This is a genomic window from Achromobacter sp. Bel, from assembly GCF_012928505.1.
Lineage (GTDB): Bacteria > Pseudomonadota > Gammaproteobacteria > Burkholderiales > Burkholderiaceae_B > Achromobacter.
This window is the reverse complement of record NZ_JABBJN010000027.1, coordinates 40,106-57,181: the sequence shown is the minus strand read 5'-3', so window position 1 is coordinate 57,181 and position 17,076 is coordinate 40,106. Positions and strand designations below refer to the sequence as shown.

20 protein-coding genes are annotated in these 17,076 nt (G+C 64.9%); 6 read left to right on the top strand and 14 right to left on the bottom strand.

The window, feature by feature from the left end:
• The first annotated feature begins 33 nt into the window (after positions 1-33).
• The gene (locus HG262_RS17780) at positions 34-1,305 is read left to right on the top strand and encodes an MFS transporter (RefSeq protein WP_169272270.1); all 1,272 of its coding nucleotides are present in this window, start codon (positions 34-36) and stop codon (positions 1,303-1,305) included.
• On the opposite strand, the gene HG262_RS17775 is transcribed toward HG262_RS17780, so the two are convergent.
• Positions 1,265-1,897: an FMN-binding negative transcriptional regulator gene (locus HG262_RS17775; RefSeq protein WP_169272269.1), complete on the bottom strand. Its 633-nt coding sequence runs from the start codon at positions 1,895-1,897 to the stop codon at positions 1,265-1,267. The genes HG262_RS17780 and HG262_RS17775 overlap by 41 nt on opposite strands.
• A gap of 124 nt (positions 1,898-2,021) precedes the next feature.
• Positions 2,022-2,216, bottom strand: a complete 195-nt coding sequence (locus HG262_RS17770; RefSeq protein ID WP_169272268.1) for a hypothetical protein — start codon at positions 2,214-2,216, stop codon at positions 2,022-2,024.
• 217 nt (positions 2,217-2,433) lie between these two features.
• Here HG262_RS17770 and HG262_RS17765 point away from each other — a divergent pair, with 217 nt between their 5' ends.
• From HG262_RS17765 to HG262_RS17745, 5 genes are all read left to right on the top strand, one after another.
• Positions 2,434-3,120, top strand: coding sequence for a DUF3313 domain-containing protein (locus HG262_RS17765; protein ID WP_169272267.1), 687 nt, complete (start codon positions 2,434-2,436; stop codon positions 3,118-3,120).
• A gap of 245 nt (positions 3,121-3,365) precedes the next feature.
• Complete coding sequence (locus tag HG262_RS17760) at positions 3,366-3,533, top strand: hypothetical protein (RefSeq protein ID WP_169272266.1); 168 nt, start codon at positions 3,366-3,368, stop codon at positions 3,531-3,533.
• On the top strand, positions 3,530-4,147 hold the full coding sequence (locus HG262_RS17755) for a YiiX family permuted papain-like enzyme (protein WP_169272265.1): 618 nt from the start codon (positions 3,530-3,532) through the stop codon (positions 4,145-4,147). The genes HG262_RS17760 and HG262_RS17755 overlap by 4 nt, the downstream gene beginning before the upstream one ends.
• Before the next feature lie 26 nt (positions 4,148-4,173).
• On the top strand, positions 4,174-5,163 hold the full coding sequence (locus HG262_RS17750; protein ID WP_169272264.1) for a DUF4105 domain-containing protein: 990 nt from the start codon (positions 4,174-4,176) through the stop codon (positions 5,161-5,163).
• A 9-nt stretch (positions 5,164-5,172) separates the two neighbouring features.
• Positions 5,173-6,837 carry a hypothetical protein gene (locus tag HG262_RS17745; protein ID WP_169272263.1) on the top strand — a complete coding sequence of 555 codons (1,665 nt, stop codon included), beginning with the start codon at positions 5,173-5,175 and terminating at the stop codon, positions 6,835-6,837.
• A 112-nt stretch (positions 6,838-6,949) separates the two neighbouring features.
• On the opposite strand, the gene HG262_RS17740 is transcribed toward HG262_RS17745, so the two are convergent.
• From HG262_RS17740 to HG262_RS17685, 12 genes are all read right to left on the bottom strand, one after another.
• A complete protein-coding gene (locus HG262_RS17740) occupies positions 6,950-7,414 on the bottom strand; it encodes a carboxymuconolactone decarboxylase family protein (protein ID WP_169272262.1) in 465 nt (154 codons plus the stop codon).
• 471 nt (positions 7,415-7,885) lie between these two features.
• Positions 7,886-8,380 (bottom strand): hypothetical protein, encoded by a 495-nt coding sequence (locus tag HG262_RS17735; protein WP_169272261.1) that lies wholly within the window; start codon positions 8,378-8,380, stop codon positions 7,886-7,888.
• On the bottom strand, positions 8,370-8,825 hold the full coding sequence (locus HG262_RS17730; protein ID WP_169272260.1) for a hypothetical protein: 456 nt from the start codon (positions 8,823-8,825) through the stop codon (positions 8,370-8,372). Before HG262_RS17730 ends, HG262_RS17735 begins: the two co-directional genes overlap by 11 nt.
• A gap of 64 nt (positions 8,826-8,889) precedes the next feature.
• The gene (locus HG262_RS17725; RefSeq protein ID WP_169272259.1) at positions 8,890-9,540 is read right to left on the bottom strand and encodes a tail fiber assembly protein; all 651 of its coding nucleotides are present in this window, start codon (positions 9,538-9,540) and stop codon (positions 8,890-8,892) included.
• A 14-nt stretch (positions 9,541-9,554) separates the two neighbouring features.
• Entirely contained in the window at positions 9,555-12,002 is a 2,448-nt protein-coding gene (locus HG262_RS30855) for a tail fiber protein (protein ID WP_211187461.1), read from the bottom strand.
• The gene (locus tag HG262_RS17715) at positions 12,002-12,667 is read right to left on the bottom strand and encodes a DUF2612 domain-containing protein (RefSeq protein ID WP_169272258.1); all 666 of its coding nucleotides are present in this window, start codon (positions 12,665-12,667) and stop codon (positions 12,002-12,004) included. The genes HG262_RS30855 and HG262_RS17715 overlap by 1 nt, the downstream gene beginning before the upstream one ends.
• The gene (locus tag HG262_RS17710) at positions 12,667-14,118 is read right to left on the bottom strand and encodes a hypothetical protein (protein ID WP_169272257.1); all 1,452 of its coding nucleotides are present in this window, start codon (positions 14,116-14,118) and stop codon (positions 12,667-12,669) included. The genes HG262_RS17715 and HG262_RS17710 overlap by 1 nt, the downstream gene beginning before the upstream one ends.
• A 23-nt stretch (positions 14,119-14,141) precedes the next feature.
• Entirely contained in the window at positions 14,142-14,510 is a 369-nt protein-coding gene (locus HG262_RS17705; RefSeq protein ID WP_169272256.1) for a hypothetical protein, read from the bottom strand.
• The gene (locus HG262_RS17700; protein WP_169272255.1) at positions 14,510-15,205 is read right to left on the bottom strand and encodes a Gp138 family membrane-puncturing spike protein; all 696 of its coding nucleotides are present in this window, start codon (positions 15,203-15,205) and stop codon (positions 14,510-14,512) included. The genes HG262_RS17705 and HG262_RS17700 overlap by 1 nt, the downstream gene beginning before the upstream one ends.
• Positions 15,202-16,149 carry a hypothetical protein gene (locus HG262_RS17695; protein ID WP_169272254.1) on the bottom strand — a complete coding sequence of 316 codons (948 nt, stop codon included), beginning with the start codon at positions 16,147-16,149 and terminating at the stop codon, positions 15,202-15,204. Before HG262_RS17695 ends, HG262_RS17700 begins: the two co-directional genes overlap by 4 nt.
• The gene (locus HG262_RS17690) at positions 16,136-16,468 is read right to left on the bottom strand and encodes a hypothetical protein (RefSeq protein ID WP_169272253.1); all 333 of its coding nucleotides are present in this window, start codon (positions 16,466-16,468) and stop codon (positions 16,136-16,138) included. Before HG262_RS17690 ends, HG262_RS17695 begins: the two co-directional genes overlap by 14 nt.
• A complete protein-coding gene (locus HG262_RS17685; protein ID WP_248293394.1) occupies positions 16,429-17,073 on the bottom strand; it encodes a phage baseplate protein in 645 nt (214 codons plus the stop codon). Before HG262_RS17685 ends, HG262_RS17690 begins: the two co-directional genes overlap by 40 nt.
• Between the last annotated feature and the right edge of the window lie 3 nt (positions 17,074-17,076).

The window sequence follows — 17,076 nt, the reverse complement described above, 5'->3', positions numbered from 1 at the left end:
TCCCGATAAGACACCCGACGCATCCCGACCCCTATGCCCGCTACCTACTCGTTCTTCGGCTGGAAAGTCCTTGCCGCCACGTTCACGCTGGCCGTTTTCGGTTGGGGCGTCGGCTTTTACGGCCCGCCGGTATACCTGCATGCGGTGGTGCAACGCACCGGCTGGAGCGTGGCGCTGGTATCCGGCGCGGTCACCCTGCACTTCCTGGCCGGCACCGTGGTGGTCGCCAACCTGCCCCGCCTGTACCGCCGTGCGGGCGTTGCGCAAACCACGTTCGGCGGCGCCGTGCTGCTGGCATTGGGAGTGGCGGGATGGGCGCTGGCCCAAGCCCCGTGGCAGTTGTACGTGGCCGCCATCATCAGCGGCATGGGCTGGGTGGCCTTGGGTGCGGCGGCGGTCAACGCGCTGATCGCGCCGTGGTTCGTGCGGCGGCGTCCGGCCGCGCTGGGCATGGCCTACAACGGCGCCAGCGTGGGCGGGATCGTGTTTTCGCCGCTGTGGGTGTTTCTGATCGCGCAGGCCGGATTCGCGCAGGCCGCGCTGTGGGTGGGTGCCGTGATGGTGGCGGTGATCGCCGTGCTGTCGCGCAAAGTGTTCGCCGTCACGCCGCAGCAGCTGGGTCAGTTGGCCGACGGCGACGACGCCGCTGGGGCGGCAGCCGCGCCGCCCGCTACGCAGCCTCGCGTGGGCAACCTATGGCGCGACCGCGCCTTCCTGACGCTGTCCGCCGGCATGGCGCTGGGGCTATTTGCCCAGATCGGCTTGATCGCGCATCTGCTGTCTTTGTTGGCGCCCTTGCTGGGCGCGCAGTGGGCGGGCATGGCGATGGGCGTCGCAACAGCTGCCGCCATAGCCGGGCGCATGCTGGTGGGATGGCTGATGCCGTCCGGCGCCGATCGCCGCAAGGTGGCCTGCCTGGCCTACGCCATTCAAATCTGCGGATCGTTCACGCTGATGCTGGCGCCGGACCATGGCTGGGCCGTCTGGGCAGGCGTGGTGCTGTTTGGATCGGGCATCGGCAACGCGACCTCGTTGCCCCCCCTGATCGCGCAAACCGAATTCGCGCGCGAAGACGCGGTGCGCGTCGTGCCGCTGATCGTGGCGTTGTCCCAAGGCGCTTACGCCTTTGCGCCCGCGTTGTTCGGAGTCCTGCGCGCCGTGCTGGATGCAACTGGGCAATCGTTGGTGGGATTTTTGGCGATGGCCGCCTTGCTGCAAGCCGCCGCCATCGCCTGCTTTGCCGCCGGGCTGGGCGCCTCCGCCTTCAGGCCAGCCCGCCCCGCCGCGCCACCAGTCCAGCCATGACGGCGTTGCCGCCCTCGCTGGCCAGGCCTTCCGCCACGCCTTGCCGGTCAGCCGCCGTGCGGTTCTGGCTGACCTTCCATTTGCCTTCGATGCGCGAGATCGGGATTTCGACGCCGATGATGGCGCGCATCTGCGCGGCGATGAAATCGGGCGGAGCCTGATCCACGCTCCACGGCTGCGTGCGCGCCTTTTCCTGGCTCTCGGTCAAGGCCTCGAGCTGCGCGCGCAACCATGCGGGATCGTCCTGGATCGCCGGCGTGCCCCAGACATGCACCGCCACGAAATTCCATGTCGGCACGACTTTGTGCGTCTCCGCCTTGGTCGCGTACCAGGACGGCGTGATGTAGGCCTGCGCGCCATGGAAAGCCACCAGGCATTCTTGGCCCGAAGCCAACTGCGCCAGCTGCGGATTGGCGCGGGCCACATGCAGCCTTAGCACGCCATGCGGGCCTTCGGGATAGAGCAGACAGGGAATGTGGTTGGCCATCAGCCCACCCTCCCCGTGGGTCATGATGGCGCCCAGCGGATGGGCGCGGATGAAATCATGCTGGACGGCAAGATCGTCTTCTCGAAAGGCGGACGGCAAATACATGATGGGCGGTCTGTTTGCAGGAAAAAACACAACATAGCGCCTTCGTGGCCCCATGCACAGGGCCAACGGAATCCAGTTTTATGGAGCCAGACCGCTCGTGGCGCCGTGGAGGACGGCTTGCGGCCTATCGTCGGACGCGCTCGTATGCCTGGTTCATGCGGTCGCGGGCCTCGGTTTCGAGCGCGTACGCACGGTCGTAGCTCGCCAGGCACCCCTGCGTGGGATTGGGCCATTTGATCGCGGCGATCGCTGCGGTGAGCTCGTCGCGGGCGCGCTGCCATTCCTTGACTGCGGCATACCATTCCTTAGCGGTGTCCATAGTTTCCTCCCTATGTGCACGCCTCCCATCGTAGTCCTGGCGGCGTCCACGCGAACGCCCGCGCCGTGGAAAAAAAGGATGAGCTCCGTTTCCCGAGAGGGTTTACCCAACCCCGGCCGCCCGCGCTCCCGCCGAATCCCACGCTGACCATCAGGAACAGGCAGATAATCACGAATGCGCCGGCGTGGATGCCGGCATTGCCTGGAAAGGAACACCCATGATCTCCCGATTGGCCTTGGCCGCCGGCTGTGCCGTCATCGCCCTGGCAGGCTGCACCAACCTGCCCCGCGCGCAGGACTACTCCACCTCGCTGGGCGAAGACCAGATGCAGCTTCAGGCTGACCCGGCGTGGAGCGCCGGGCGCCTATGGACACGCCCGGGTCCGCCGATCGGTAGCGTGTACGAGAAGAAGCTCGTCATGGATCCGGTGGCCTACATTCCGGGCGACCGCCCGGACGACCTGGACTTCAAGGACAACGCGGCCTTGCGCGAGCGCGTGCTGGCCTACATGAACGAAGCCGTGCGCCGGGAATTTTCGCAAGCAGGCTATCAATTGCTGTCGGCGCCCGCGCCGCACGCGCTGCGCATCAGGGCGGCGATCACGGGCACGTTCAAGAACGACCGAGATCCCCGCGCGATGGAGTACATTCCGATCGGCTACGTAATCGGCCAGACCGCCAAGGCCGCGGGCTACCGGGATCAATCGGCGCGCCTGCTCATTGAAGCCGCGGTGCGCGACGCCAACACGAACGAACTGCTGATCGCGTCGCTGGGCACCGTCACCGGCAGCAATCTCCCCCCCGACCAGAAGCCCACGCCGGACGATGTGCGGGCGGCGATCGATGATTGGGTGCGGCAGGTGCGCCTGCAGTTCGACCGCAATTGGCAAACGGCAAAACCCTGAAAGGAAACGCTCGCGGCGCCGATCCGCCGTTCCGCGATAACATGCGCCGCCGCATCACACGGCCGCCCGCTCTGCCGGGACCGGTCGGGCAGTGGCCGCAAGCGGGGAACATTCCTGCCGCCCGGGCGGTCCAATCCCCGAAATTTTTCCCTAAAAATCACGATGTGATGAATATTGACGTCAACCCTCACTTACTCACGGCCACGGCTAATGCTACTGTTCCGCCTGTGCAAGGAGTACATGCAATGGATCAGAAAACGAAGCCCTGGGCTTTTCCCAAACCCCATCCGGAAAACACCCCACGTGGTGAGCGCAACAAGCAGGAGTTCGATGCTCCCGCCGAAACGAAAAAGCCCGCGCCTAAACCGCGCGGCAAAAAAGAACCGCCGGCCGCCAGCCGGGTGCGTTCATGACCCTGCCGGCCTGGTCACGCGCCGCCGTCCTGGCCGCGCTGTCCTCGCTATCGCTGACCGCCGCGGCCGCGCCCGAATTGCAGACCGGCGACCTGGTGTTCCAGCAGTCCCGGTCGGCGCAAAGCCTGGCCATCCAGCAAGCTACGCACTCTCCCTACAGCCACATGGGCATGATCGTGACGCGTCAAGGCCGCCCCTACGTGCTGGAGGCCGCGGCCCGCGTCAGCTATACGCCGCTTGACCAATGGGCGGCGCAGGGCGAACGCGGCCATTACGTCGTCAAGCGCTTGCGCGATGCCTCGCGGCTGACGCCCGCCGTGCGCGAACAGCTGGCGGCGGCGGGGGCGGCTTATGCGGGCAAGCCCTATGACCTGGTGTTCGCCTGGTCGGACGACAAGATCTACTGTTCGGAACTTGTCTGGAAGATCTACCAGCGCACGCTGGGCGTCGAGATCGGCGCGCTTGCGCCGCTCAAGCGCTTCGACCTGAGCTCGCCCGCCGTACAGGCCAAGATGCGGGAACGGTACGGCCGCGACATCCCCTGGGATGAGCCGATCATTTCACCAGCGGCCATGTACGAATCAGATTTGCTGGCAACGGTCGCCGACCGCTGACCCCATCCGGAGCGCCCTTGATCTCCATGGCAGCGTCCCTCCTGATTGGCATCGTCATCGCGCTGACCGCCGCATGGGGCGCGTTGGCGCTGTGGATGCGCGCGCCTTTTTCGCCCGGCCTGCGGGGTGCGCTGACACTCGCTTGGCTGGCGTCCTCGCTTGCCGCCGGCGCGGCGCTGGCCTGGCCGGCCTGGCAGCCCGCCTGGTATGCATTTGCCGTGGCCGTCATCGCGCTGCTGGGCTGGTGGTTCACCCTGCGGCCTTCAAACGACCGCGACTGGATACCCGAGGTCGCACGGCAGACGCATGGCGAGGTCGACGGCAGCCAGGTCACGCTGCACAACGTGCGCAACTTCGACTGGCGCACCCGCACCGACTTCACGCCACATTGGGAAACCCGGCGCTACGCGCTGGACGAGCTGCAATCCGTGGATGTGGCGTTGTCCTATTGGAATCGTCCCGCCATCGCCCATGCCTTGGTGTCGTTCGGCTTCGGCGACGATCGCTACGTCGTGTTCTCGGTAGAGATACGACGCAAGCAAGGCGACCGCTTTTCAGAGATCGGCGGCTTCTTCAAGCAATATGAACTGAGCGTCATCGCGTCCACCGAAGAAGACAGCCTGCGCGTGCGCACCAACGTGCGCGGCGAAGACGGCTACCTGTACCGCATCCACATGCCCTTGGACGCCGCGCGTTCGCTGTTCCTGGCTTACGTGGACAGCGCCAACCGCCTACGGCATACGCCGCGCTTCTATCACACGCTGACAGCCAATTGCACGACCATTGTGTTCCAGATGGCGCGGCGCATCGTGCCGGGCCTGCCGCTGGACTTCCGGCAGTTGGTGTCGGGTTATCTGCCGGAGTACCTCTACGATCTGCATGTGCTGCAAGGCGCCGGCGACATCGGACAGTACCGGAGGCTGGGCCGCTACACGGACCGCGCCCGCGCCAGCCCAACCCCCGCGACATTTTCGCGCGACATCCGGCAAGGCGTGCCGGGAATCGACACCCGGTAAGCGCTTGCGATGACCACCCTTATGGAACCAACGCTGCGCGGCAGCGGAACAATCACCGGCGTGTTCTTCAACTCGGAACAAGACGTGGCGGCGGTCGCCTCGGCGTTCCCGTTGCTGGCCAACCCGCGCGCCCGCGCCGCCTACGGGGGCCGGACGCTGCGTTATCGCGTCGCGCTCTATCGCCGTGACGCGTGGGTCCCCTTCGCCGTCTTCGACGATCTGCGGTTTCCCGTCAACGACGTCGCCTTCTCCCCCGCTGGCACGTCGCTGGCCATCGGCGCCGGCAGTTATGACGGCGGCTTTCTGTTCGAAGGCGACCTCGTCGTCTGGGATTGGCAAAAGCCGCAGGGCACGCGCCTGTTCAACAACGTGCCCGAAGTCGTGCGGTGCCGCTACAACGCGTCGGGAGACCAGATCGAAGCCTGGGTACGCCCGTGGGACGAGGAGTGGGGCCTGCCGACCGATGACCCCGACGCGGCGTTCGACACCTTGTACGTGCTGCGGGCAAACACATCCGGCACGTCAAGCGCCGCGTTCCGTCCGGCTGACCTGGAACTGGATCCCACGCACATCGCGCCCCACGAGGCGCCGCCGGCCGACTTGCACACGCCTGAAGCACGCCTCAAGGACTGGTTCGGCATCCACCACTGGACAGGGCGCGGCGCCATCAAAGACGTCGCCTGGCTGGACAACGATCGCTTCGCCATTGCGCACGAGGGCTGCCGGCTTGAGATCTACCACCGCAATGGCGAGCGCATCGCGGCCTACGGTGGTCCCGGGCACGGCGCGGAAATTCTCCGCGGCGCGGGCCTGCACGTCCATGTCGTGGAGACGACGGATCATCCTGCCGCCTACGGCCGGCAGGACTCGCGGCTATACACTTTGACGGATGACGGGTTGCGCCTGACGCGTGCCTATGAAGGCGAGTTCACGTTTTCGGCCACGCCGCAGGGCGCCCTGCTGGGTCGCCAGAACCGCTTTCATCTTGCGGGCACACCCGCGCGGGATGTGCTGCTGCACCTGGCATCCGGTGAGGAACGGCGTCTGGACCTTGGACATTTCGACTGCTTCAACCACTACATCGGCATACGCGGCGCACCCTGGCTGTTCCTGCTGCAAGGCACGCCCGCCAGTTCGCACGAACACAAGTTCCTGTGCATCGTCCAGCCAGACGGGACGGTACGCCGGCTCTGGCCCTTGCTTAAGGCAGACAGGACACCCGCCAGTCACGCCATGGAGCTTTGCGGCTGCTACGTCGACGACGCGCTGGGCGCGGGAGTGATCATCTGCGGCAAGCATTACTCGCCCACCGTCGACAACGCCTACACGGGCTTTCTCTACCGCAAACCGCTGGACAGGGACCGCGAGGCGTGGCGCCTGCCCACCCGCGCCTCGGCCAGCGCCATCGTAGCCCTGCCCGAAGCCGGCCTGATCGCAGCCGCTTTCCTGGACGGCGGCCTGCAACTGATCGACGCGCAGACGGGCGCGCTGCGGCTCGACGCCAAGGTGCGCCTGGACGGTTTTCCAACCCTGATCCTGGCCATGGACGCGGCCGGCGGCACGCTGCTGGCGGGCACGGTGGACGGCAGGATCGCCGTAGTGGAGGCCAGCGCGCTATGTGCTGGCGCAACGGACGACGCCCGGACGACGCCGCGCATGGTGGACCTGGACTGATTCCGGGCGCAGCGACGTGATCCCGGATTTGCGCAAGCAGCCTCCTGATGTCCCGTACCGGAATATCGCGGACCGGACTCCATCCGGCCCGCTTTTTACCTTGCCTGGGGCGTTACGCCTTTTTCGCGGCGGCGACGGCGGCCGGCGTGGCGCGGAAAGAAACGCCCAAGCGGTTGAATGCGTTCATCAGCCCGATCGCGTAAGTCAGGTCCGCAAGCTCCTTGGCGCTGAATTCGGCCGCCGCTGCGGCATAGTCTGCGTCGGGAACGCCGGTATCAGACACGCGGGTAACGGTTTCCGCCCAGGCCAGCGCCGCGCGTTCGCGGTCGCTGAACACGGCACCGGCCTCGTGCCAGACCGGCACCAGCACCAGCTTATCGATGGACAACCCCGACTTGATCAAATCGCGGGAGTGCATATCGATGCAATAGGCGCAGCCGTTGATCTGGGACACCCGCAAATAGACAAGGTCGACCAACACTTTCGGCAAACCGCATTTCTGCAGGTAGGCATAAACGGCGCCAAAGGCCTTGTAACCGTCGGGGGAGGCATTGGCGTAGTCAAGGCGGGAAGTCATGATGGGTCCTGAAGGTAGGTTCGAAAGCGGTATCGTGCGCGCTCTTGGCCCATAACCATAGAGCCATAATCCACATTATCAACTAGACCATGTATTACTTCCTCCCGCATAGGGCCCGCCAGGTGGCATTCCCGTCCCGAATCTGTCGTCGGATCTCGGCAGGCGTGGCATCTACTTGCGCCGAACTGCCGAAATAGACTGGCCTTGCATGCTCGCAGTACTCAACGCCCACGCGCGCCGGGGCCACGCATCCAGTCATGCTTGAGCTCATCAGCAATAGCCCCGTCATCCATGCGCGCCGTGTCGTCCTGCACATGCCTCACCTCCTGGCGGGCACGATCAGCTTGCCCATGAATCCGACCCTCACGTTCTTTACGTTCGGCGTTGCGTCCTGCGCCACGGCCCCTCACATACGCCACGGTCAGCAAGGTAATCGCCCCACAGATGGCAATCGCCCCTGATTTGAAGCGCTTAAGCCACGCGAGCACGCCGCCCTCCCGCCGCTGCGGTAGCCTGGGCGTGCAGCGCAGGCCATGTCTGTGGATGCGGTTTACCCGGCCGCCAGGTCCGCAAATAAAGCGACCAAGCGCCCGACGAATCATCGACCGAAGGCAGCCGCTTGGCATCCGTCCAGAGCAGCAGGCGCGCGAAGGCGCAGGCGAGCACGTCGTCAGTCTCTAATACCGGATAGACAGACGCCGCGGCTGGCGCAACACGGCAGGCCGCACAGATCCGTTGTGCCGCATCCCGGCTGGCCGGATGCGCCAACACGCCGCGCACGCCACCGCCCTGCTCGAACTGCCAGAGTCCGCGCGCCGGGCCGCCGATCTGACGGCGATGCAGAAATCGGCTTTCCTGCAAGCCGATTGCCAGCAGCATGACCCGAGCCTCAGGCGAGTCCATCCCCGCGGACAGCAGCGCGAGCGCCGGGTTGATGACGGTCCGCGTGATCACGTCAAGATCCATGCCCGCCTCCCCCATCCCGCCGCGCGCCCAAGACGTTGGCGCGCACTTCCGCCAACCACGCCAGCAGGCCCTTCTGCCGCATGCTGGCCATCCAGCGCATGTAAGCGCCCAGCACCCACCAAGCAGGCAGCCCCGCTAGCAGCATGCTGGGGCCAAGCACGTAAAACTTTGCAAGCAAGGCATCATCGCTGCCGGCGCCGTGGTGCGCCAGCCAGGTCATGGCTTCCATCAAGGCGGGCTTCCACGCAATGACGGCGCCGGCCAGGGCCGGCCCAAACAGGAAGGAACACGCAACGGTGGACACCGTGCGCACGGTGAACTCCCTGACGGTGCGCGGGGGCATGATCAAGAGGCCGAGCATGGCGGCAATCGCTGCGGGAATGCCGTACGCCATTGCGACCTTCAAGGCGGCCAGGCCTCCTAGGCCTGTAGAACCGGGTTCCATAGTGGGGTTGCTCCTGAGAAGCGTATGCAGGATGGCCTCCTGTAGGGACGAAAAAAAACCCGCGTCAGGCGGGCGGGTTGACGTTGGCCGGCTCCGGAGGCCAATCGGGGATTTGGCCGCTGCCTGTTTCCAGCCGCGAGACCGCGACGCGATAGGCGCGCCATTCACGAAGCGACGTTTCCTCGGCCGCTGTTGCCATGCCCAGGTCCACGGCATCCTGCAATATCGCAATCCGCGATGTCGCTTGGGTCAGGCGTTCGTGTTTCTGCGACGGAAAGGCCGCACGTTGCGCGGCAAGCCAGGCATCTTCGTCGCGCCCCCATTGATCACCCGACCAGACGCTCCACGCATCCGGTCTCGGCAGCAGAGTCAGCCAACCGGGAAGCGGCCCTACACCCACGTAGGCGGCAGCGCCGTCCACCCCCGACAGGCCAGGCACGTACCGTGCACCGTCCGTTGTCCGGTAGAGGGGCTGTTGCCGATGGTCGTCAAAAACGTCCCATCCGTTGTCACCCAAGCGATACGCCTTACCAGGTTCGATCTGCTCCGGAGGCGCGGCGACCACCGCGCCGCCGGGGATCAGGAATACCCCCGGTTCCTGGGGTGACGGATCTGCGATGGCGGCCGCCAGGAAATAGCCGTCAACATCCAGCTGCGACACCACGCAGGGGATGCTTCGCGAAGTGCTTTCGTTAGCGATATGTCCAGTGATCATTTCTTAAACTCCTATCAGTACTTGATGCACGCAAGCAATGCCACGTTGCGGGGCCGGGTCTCGGATCCGCCGATGAACTGGCCCAGGGAGTTCATGGCCGAACCCACTCCGCCGATCACCACGTCGGAGTGATTGTTGCCATTTTCGTAGCCCCCCGCGATCACTCTGCCTCCTCCGTCTCCGCCCGTATAGACGCCATAGGAATGAATATGCTCCCGAAACACGTCCTGCTGCGCGGTTCCGTATGAACGGGTCGGGTCGATTCCCCGTGCGTCATCCCAGCCACGGACAAACTCGCCGCGCAAATCGGGCAACACGATGAACGAACCCGCCACGTTTCTCGTGCCGGACGGGTTGGCTGCGTTGGTGCACCGGTACCCGAAAGGGGCGGTCGCATTTGATGCATCGCCCCTGTATATCGCGTTGACAAGGTCGGGATATGCCGCAACAGACGCCGCGGTTCCGTTTGCCTTCAACCATCCAACCGGAGCGGAAGACTGCGCGAAAAAGCCCGTCAATCCGGCAGGCGCCGCACTGGCTGCTTGGTCGACCGACGCCAACTCAGTCCACGCGCTCCATACCGTGGGACTCGTTCGCGCCCGCACGAATACGCGGAGAGGCGAGAACGCCGTGTATGTCTGCGTGACGATGTAGGTACCGGCCATGCTCACATCCAACGTACCGGCGTTCGCAATCGGATAGTTCCGCGCAAACGTGGCGTTCGGATTGGCGGACTGGCCATATTTCCCGGGAATCGTGATCGTGTTGAGGTCGTTCGTATCAAGCGGATTTTCAGCACCAATACCAAACGCACCGACAAGCAGGATCCGGCCGGCGGTGGCGTCCATTTTCCCCGTCTGCGTATCCAACTCGTGCGTATGGCTGGCCGTCGTCACCGCATTGGTGGACACCGCTGTCAACTTGCCGGGCGTGCCCAGTGCGAACGTGCGATTCGCGCTCAGTGTGCCGCCGCCGCTCAAACCATTGCCGGCCACCATGGTGACAGCAGTATTGGCTTTCAAGTCCAAGGCATCCTGCAAACCGCTCACGCGGGCGATGTCCGCGCGCGCGAACGCCAGGTTTTCTCCCGCCAAGGTTTGCAACACGGTCTCCAAGGCCGTGACCGGCTCCACTTTCCAGCCGACTCCCCACGCCGCGACCGTAGCACCCGATGTGTTGTACTTGGCCAGGACCTCGGCCACGGTCACGCTCGGGTACGACCATGACTTGGTCGTATCGCCCAGCCAGATGCACAGATTTCCCGCCACATCCGCGCCGAATCGGACAGGAAGGTCGGAAACCGCACTCCCCGCCAGCACCGTCACTCCGCATCGCGTCCACGCCTTCGTCGTCTGCACGTACCCGTGAATCAAAATGGATACAGGTGGCACGCCGTCCAGATACTCGAATATGTCTACGCGGAGGCGCAGCATCGTGTTCGCCCCGATCGCGGCCGCCGGCAACGTGATCTTCATCGCGCCAGTGATCGTCCCGGTGTTGGAGGAATACCCACCTCCATCGGGCAACAGCACATGCGCCGTGCGTCCCGCCGCAGTATTCACGCCATACTGCGCACCGATCGTCGCCCCGGCCCCCAGCAGCACCGGCCCGCTGACATCACCGCCCACCTTCGGCAACGCCTGGATATCTTCCAGCACTTGCGCCGGCGTGCGCGACACCACCGCACCCGCGCCAGCCCCCGTCAGATACGTCCCGGCCGCCACCGTCGCCACGCCCGTGCCGCCGCGCGACACAGGCAAGGTGCCAGCATTCGCCTTTGACACGTCCAGCGCCGTCACATTAAGCGCCACATTGCCCGATCCGTCGAAACCCACCCCGCCCGCCGTCGCGCCGCCCGTGACCGAGAAGGTGCGTGCAGCGGCCAGTTTCGTCGCGGTCGATGCGTTGCCCAAGGCGACCTCACCAGCTGCCGACACGCGCCCTTTCGCATCCACCGTGAAGGTCGGCACGGCGTTCGCATTGCCGTAACTGCCCGCCGTAACGCCGCTTGGACTGAGCGTCAGGCCCAACGACAGGTTGGCGGAGCCGTCAAACGATCCGGAGCTGATTGCGTCGCCCGTGGTGGCGATGGTTCGAGCAGTCGCCAGCTTTTGCGCCGCGCCCGCCGTCAGCGTCGAGGCCGTACCCGACAAACGTGCCACCGGGACCGTGCCGGTTTTCAAGTTCGTGGCGTTCAGGTTCTGTTGCGCATAGCTCAGCGCATCAACGCCCGTCGCCGTGAGCGGCCGGCCAGTCACCGCGGCCAATCCATCCAGCTGCTTGTACAGCCACGCCAGGCGTTCATCGGTCGTCTGCTGGACCTTGTTGAACTGCTCGACGGAAGGCGGCACGGATCCGATGAACGACCAACCCGTCTTGTATTGCAGGTCGGTAATGCCTTCGGTCAGGCCGTTTTGCGCCCAAGTCGATTTGAAGAGGTCGAAGAAAGTAGGGTCTGCCATCAGTAGATACCTCGCGCCAGCACGCCGACGCCAAAGCCAAAGAAACCTTGCCCACGGAAACCGAACGGTTTCTCGGTCGAGCCGGTAATGAGTTGCACGCCGACGCCGGCGGCTTGCGGGACCCACTTGTAGGGGTTCGCCATGAGCGGGTCGTTGGGGCCAGGAATCCGGCTGACCCAGATCCGGATCTTCGCGTTGCCGGCGTTCTGCACGATGACGCGGTTGACGTCGAAAATCGGCTTGAGCGAACTCGCGATCTCCGGCGTCGTGCCATGCCCGTTGTTCAGGGCGATCTTCCAGTACAGAAGCTTGCGGTACTCGGCATCGAACAGCGTCGTCGAACCGGCTACCGGCCGTTCATTGGCTCGCCGGAAGCGGGCGTCTCCGAAGCCGCCGGCATTGGGTTGCCCCAGAAAGCCGAAGAAGCGGATGTAGAGCGCCTCGTCGATCACCCGGGGCAAACCAACGATCTCGCCGATGCCGTCCAGCTGCTTGCCAACGGCCGTATCCAGCCAGCGGTCTTCATACAGCGCACGCAGCGCGCCCTGAAGGCCCTCTGCCGGTTTCAACAGCGCCTTGACCAGCGCCTCAAGACGCCGCTTCCCCTGGAACTGCCCCAGCCAGTGCCCCCAGGCGATTTGCCCATGTTCTTGCTTCAGATCCATCAGGTCACCTCGATGCGAGACAGATCGAAGGCCGCGACCTGGAAGTCCTGGATCGCCACGTTGGCGGCGCGATAATCGGCGGGGGTTGGCACGAACGACGGATTGGTCGAGAACGCCATTTTCAGGTCCACCGAGGCCAGCCCCGGCGTGCGGAAGATTGCGCCATAGAGCCGCTGCAGGATGACGTCCTCGCCAATGCCGGACGCCTCACCCACCGACGCCAGGTTCTCGGCGATCCGCTGAAACCCGTCCGGCGGAAATGCCTGCTCAGATGGCGGCAAGAGCGTGGTGGCGCAGCGCATCCACAGGTAGACCCGTTCCGGCCGGTCAAAGCGAATCAGCTGGTCCGCGCCATCCGCGTCCTTGAGCGTCACCTGCCGCTGCCCATGCGTGTCGATGCCGGCCGCCATCACGCGAAAGATGGCGTCGGCCACCTCGTCATCCAGACCGCCATCAGCGACCACATGCACGCTATGGGGCGGACGGCCCAGCGCATCCGGTACGTCGGCGCTGTTCATGAAAACCTTGACGTTCCGCACGCCGGCCACTCGGTCGCGCACGTTGGGCGCGACGCTGGGTAGCGTCGCGGCGCCCAATCGGAACAGGCCAGTCTGATATCGCGCACGCAATTCCGCCGCGCTCTCCGCAAGGCGTCCCGCCACACCGGCCTGCAAGTTGCCGACGGCATCCCATCCGTCGACCTGGGTGACGATACCATCCAGGTCCCCCACCGCCGCGCCTTCCGCCGACGCGCCCGACGTCACGGCCAGGCCGGGCGAACCCAGACGGACCAACGACAGACTGACGGACCACGTGAAGGCCGCTGCCCTGCGGCCATCCGTGTGAATCCGCACGGATGCGCCATCGCTCGACACCGCCAACCCGCTGGGCGTCAATGCCGTCACCAAACCCGCCAGTACCTGTGGCAGGTTCGCCGTCGCGCCGCTCGTGTAGGCATAGGCGACGCCATCGATCGACACGCGATACGCCGTCTGCGGCGCAGCGGCAGGTTGCAGGATGATGTCGGCCGCGGCGCCGGCCAGGATCTGCGTGGCGCCTTCCATGATCCACAGGTTCTGGCTGACGCGGTGCCGAACTTGGGCGCCTGCTGGCACCGTGACGCCGTCGGCACCATACAGCACCACATAGGCCCGCGACGGTTCGTCGCGGTAACGCGAGACACCGGTAAACGATACGGAACGATCCAGCGATACACCCGTCGCGGACCCCGGATACATCGCGTAATAGACGCCCTCCGCCTGCTCCCACAACGTCGCCTCGCGCTCCGCGAAGGTATCGATCAGCAGACCGGTAATGCTGTCCGGGCGGGTTTCCACCGCGCCGTTGAAACCGGCGGATTGCATGCGGGCACGCAGGTCCGCCACGATCTCCTGTCGGATTTCGGGCAGGCGCGGGCGCACGAACCCGTCCGGTGTGACACCGTAGGCCATAGCTACCTCAAGAAAAATAGGGGTTAAGACTTGCGCAACTCGACGACCCGTTCGAGTCGTCCCGCCGCCGTGTCGACGTCATACGCGACGCGCAGCACGCGTAGCTGGCGCTCGACCTGAAGATCCAGCCTGCGCACGCCGGTAACACCGGGTACCGCACGGATCCGGGCACGGAAGACGGCTTCGATGCCGGCCCGATCGGGCGCCTTCACCAGCACCTCCTCAAAGTACGGAACGCCAAATGTGGTATCCAGGAACCACTCGCCCAGGAACGCCAGCAACGTGGTCTTGATCTGTTGCGCGACGCGGTCCGCACCGTCCACAAACGCGACACGCCCAAGCAGGTCCACATCCAGATCGTGGTCGGCGGATAATGCAAGGTCCAAAGTCATCAGACAGGGTTCTCCGTGATGCCGCCGGCATAGGCGTGGCGATGGGTATCACCAATGTCCTTGCCGTTGTGAGTGATGGCGCCGCCCTGATAGGCCACGCCGCCCCGGATCCGCATCGACGCGCCGCCTTCGCCGCCTTCGCCGGCCATCCCTTGCGTATACGTAAGCGGCCCATTGATCAACACCGGCGTGTTGAACGTCGTCTGTTCCGCTTGCACAGTCCATGTCTTGACTTGAAACGTCAGGTCGCCGGCAGGCGATAGCTTCAGCATTCCCGGGCCGTACTGGATGCTGACATTCTGCGTATCGGCGGTCATCGTGCCAGGCCGCAACAACGGCGAAGCGAAGGCGTCAGACAGATCGAACTGCCTGGGGTCGTCCGGCGGGCCGTTGTCGCCCGCCAGCCAGTTCTCCAAAGCGCGGGCGGAAAACGACAGCTTGATCGCATCGCCGGCCTTCAAGGGCACCGAGATCAGCGCTTGCGCACCGTTCACGTCGCCAACCGGCCAACACATCGGCACACGCACCACTTTTGGCGCCGGCAAGACATCGCCGTTTGCCAAACGCTTGGCAAGCGCCGGCCTTGCCGTCACGAATGTGCCGTCATAAGCCACGACTTCGCCGGGAAGCGTGGTGTATACATCCGCCAATTCCGTCGCGATGATGTCGCGAATCAGGGTGACTGCATTGCTCATTTCGGTTCCTTCTTCTTGGGCGGCGCACTGCGATCGACCAGGCCCAATTCCGTCTGCCAATCGCCGCCCTCGCTATCCCCCTTATGGCTCACGGTCTCGACACGTTGAAACACATCGACCGTCCGGCTCTCAAGCTTGACCAGATCCCCAGGACTGATCGTCGGCAGCAACAGCGACTTCACTTTCCACCCATCGCGCTGCTGGCGGCCGCTGGCCGGCTGGGCGCCGGGCGCCACGCCTGGGTCCGGCCCCCCAACGGCGCCTTGGGCCTGCCCCTTCGATTTCGCCTTCTCGGTAGCCGCTTCGCGCGTACGCTCCGGACGGCCCAACAGGCCGGTGTCCACGGCCAGCACGACCGCCTGCCGGCGCGTGGTACCTAGCCGTTGAACGACTTGCAACTGTTGGTTCTGGATCGACCACTCCAGGCCGGTTCCCTGCGTCACCTTATGCAGCGCCGTGCGAGCCGCGCCGTAAAAGGAGAATCCCTGCTCCCAGCGCCGGTCGGGTACGTCTTCGGCCATCACGAGCGGCAGGCCCATCTGACGCGCAATGTCGCGGATGATGGCACTGGCCTGCGCACCGGGCCCCAGGCCAATGGACACCGCCGTATCGCGCACTTCGGCATAGCCGTCCTTGACGGTCAGTTCGGTCACCACGTCCGGCTGTTCGAACCGGGTGTAGGCGAACACGACGCTGCCCGACGCCATCAGCAAAGGGCCACCCTCTTCGGCGTAGCCCGCATACAGGACACAGCGCAAGCCGGGCTCTTCCAGCGCGCGGCGGGTATCTGCCGCCAAGTTGTAGAGGGTGATCTTGATGTCGTTCGGCTCTTCATTGGCCTGCTTGGCAATGTCGAACGTGATGCGCAGGGGCGGAACGATCTCCAGACCCTGGCCGCCGCCCTTGCCAATCAGCAGTCGATAGACCCGGTCAAACCTGGCCATCGGCCACCTCCTGCGCGTCAACGTAGATCAAGGCGACTTCGCCCGACGGCAGCGCACCGCGACTGATCACGTCGCGGCGGTCCGGCGCCAGCGCGACCAATTCGCCGGCAGGCACCGTCAGATGCCGGTATGCCGCCAGCAACGGCGAACCCGGCACGACAGCGATGCCTGCCACGATCAGTTCGTTGTAGGCGTTCTCTATCGACAATGCCCAGAACTCAGCTTCGCTGTTCCAGGACAGGCGCAAGAAATAGGTTGCACCATCCAGCTCGACCTCGGTCAGGCTGTCGTTGGCATCCGGAATAGGGATTTGGACCATATGACGACTCCTGGTGAGTTCATGACGTCACCGCGCCGCTTGGGATCGACGGCCAGGCCATTCGTCTTTCCGGCGTTCGACCGGGTTGCTCCGGCTTTGCCGGTGACGTTACCGGAGGTCTTTTCCGGAGGAATGTCCGCCTGGCGAAGCGTCACTTTCCGGATCCGCTTGAAGCCTGCGGAAATCTCGAACCGGTCGCCACCGCCATTGCTGCGCCCGATCGAGCAGCTTTCCATCACAAAGTCCACATAGACGTCCAAGCCGGTCGCGATGGTGACGGGCAGGCGGTCGGCGTGGATCTTGCGCAACGCGTCCTTGGCGCTGATCAGTTTCGAGCGACCGGCGCCGGACAGCGCCCCACCCAAACCGCCGTCACGCGGCCTTATGCCGCCCAGCAACATGATGTCGGCCGCCGTCACCCATCCGTCCAAGGTCAGCTGTTCCGACTCCTGCACCACGTGGTCCGTCACCGGCGGGCCGTCTTCCACCGCGTATGAGGTTGCCCGACTGTTAAGCGTCGTTTTCTCGCTCAACAGCGCATCAAGCGCCACCGTGCCGATACTGCTGCCGCCGTTCCACCCAAAGATCATGGAAACAAAATTCATCGT

Bases quoted from the DNA above. Each gene is read 5' to 3' on its own strand.
- HG262_RS17710 (WP_169272257.1), bottom strand. From the start codon at position 14,118: ATGGCCTACGGTGTCACACCGGACGGGTTCGTGCGCCCGCGCCTGCCC.
- HG262_RS17730 (WP_169272260.1), bottom strand. From the start codon at position 8,825: ATGGAACCCGGTTCTACAGGCCTAGGAGGCCTGGCCGCCTTGAAGGTC.
- HG262_RS17695 (WP_169272254.1), bottom strand. From the start codon at position 16,149: ATGGCCAGGTTTGACCGGGTCTATCGACTGCTGATTGGCAAGGGCGGC.
- HG262_RS17705 (WP_169272256.1), bottom strand. From the start codon at position 14,510: ATGACTTTGGACCTTGCATTATCCGCCGACCACGATCTGGATGTGGAC.
- HG262_RS30855 (WP_211187461.1), bottom strand. From the start codon at position 12,002: ATGGCAGACCCTACTTTCTTCGACCTCTTCAAATCGACTTGGGCGCAA.
- HG262_RS17690 (WP_169272253.1), bottom strand. From the start codon at position 16,468: ATGGTCCAAATCCCTATTCCGGATGCCAACGACAGCCTGACCGAGGTC.
- HG262_RS17685 (WP_248293394.1), bottom strand. From the start codon at position 17,073: ATGAATTTTGTTTCCATGATCTTTGGGTGGAACGGCGGCAGCAGTATC.
- HG262_RS17755 (WP_169272265.1), top strand. From the start codon at position 3,530: ATGACCCTGCCGGCCTGGTCACGCGCCGCCGTCCTGGCCGCGCTGTCC.
- HG262_RS17775 (WP_169272269.1), bottom strand. From the start codon at position 1,897: ATGTATTTGCCGTCCGCCTTTCGAGAAGACGATCTTGCCGTCCAGCAT.
- HG262_RS17740 (WP_169272262.1), bottom strand. From the start codon at position 7,414: ATGACTTCCCGCCTTGACTACGCCAATGCCTCCCCCGACGGTTACAAG.
- HG262_RS17770 (WP_169272268.1), bottom strand. From the start codon at position 2,216: ATGGACACCGCTAAGGAATGGTATGCCGCAGTCAAGGAATGGCAGCGC.
- HG262_RS17750 (WP_169272264.1), top strand. From the start codon at position 4,174: ATGGCAGCGTCCCTCCTGATTGGCATCGTCATCGCGCTGACCGCCGCA.
- HG262_RS17725 (WP_169272259.1), bottom strand. From the start codon at position 9,540: ATGATCACTGGACATATCGCTAACGAAAGCACTTCGCGAAGCATCCCC.
- HG262_RS17715 (WP_169272258.1), bottom strand. From the start codon at position 12,667: ATGGATCTGAAGCAAGAACATGGGCAAATCGCCTGGGGGCACTGGCTG.
- HG262_RS17745 (WP_169272263.1), top strand. From the start codon at position 5,173: ATGACCACCCTTATGGAACCAACGCTGCGCGGCAGCGGAACAATCACC.
- HG262_RS17735 (WP_169272261.1), bottom strand. From the start codon at position 8,380: ATGGATCTTGACGTGATCACGCGGACCGTCATCAACCCGGCGCTCGCG.
- HG262_RS17700 (WP_169272255.1), bottom strand. From the start codon at position 15,205: ATGAGCAATGCAGTCACCCTGATTCGCGACATCATCGCGACGGAATTG.
- HG262_RS17780 (WP_169272270.1), top strand. From the start codon at position 34: ATGCCCGCTACCTACTCGTTCTTCGGCTGGAAAGTCCTTGCCGCCACG.
- HG262_RS17765 (WP_169272267.1), top strand. From the start codon at position 2,434: ATGATCTCCCGATTGGCCTTGGCCGCCGGCTGTGCCGTCATCGCCCTG.
- HG262_RS17760 (WP_169272266.1), top strand. From the start codon at position 3,366: ATGGATCAGAAAACGAAGCCCTGGGCTTTTCCCAAACCCCATCCGGAA.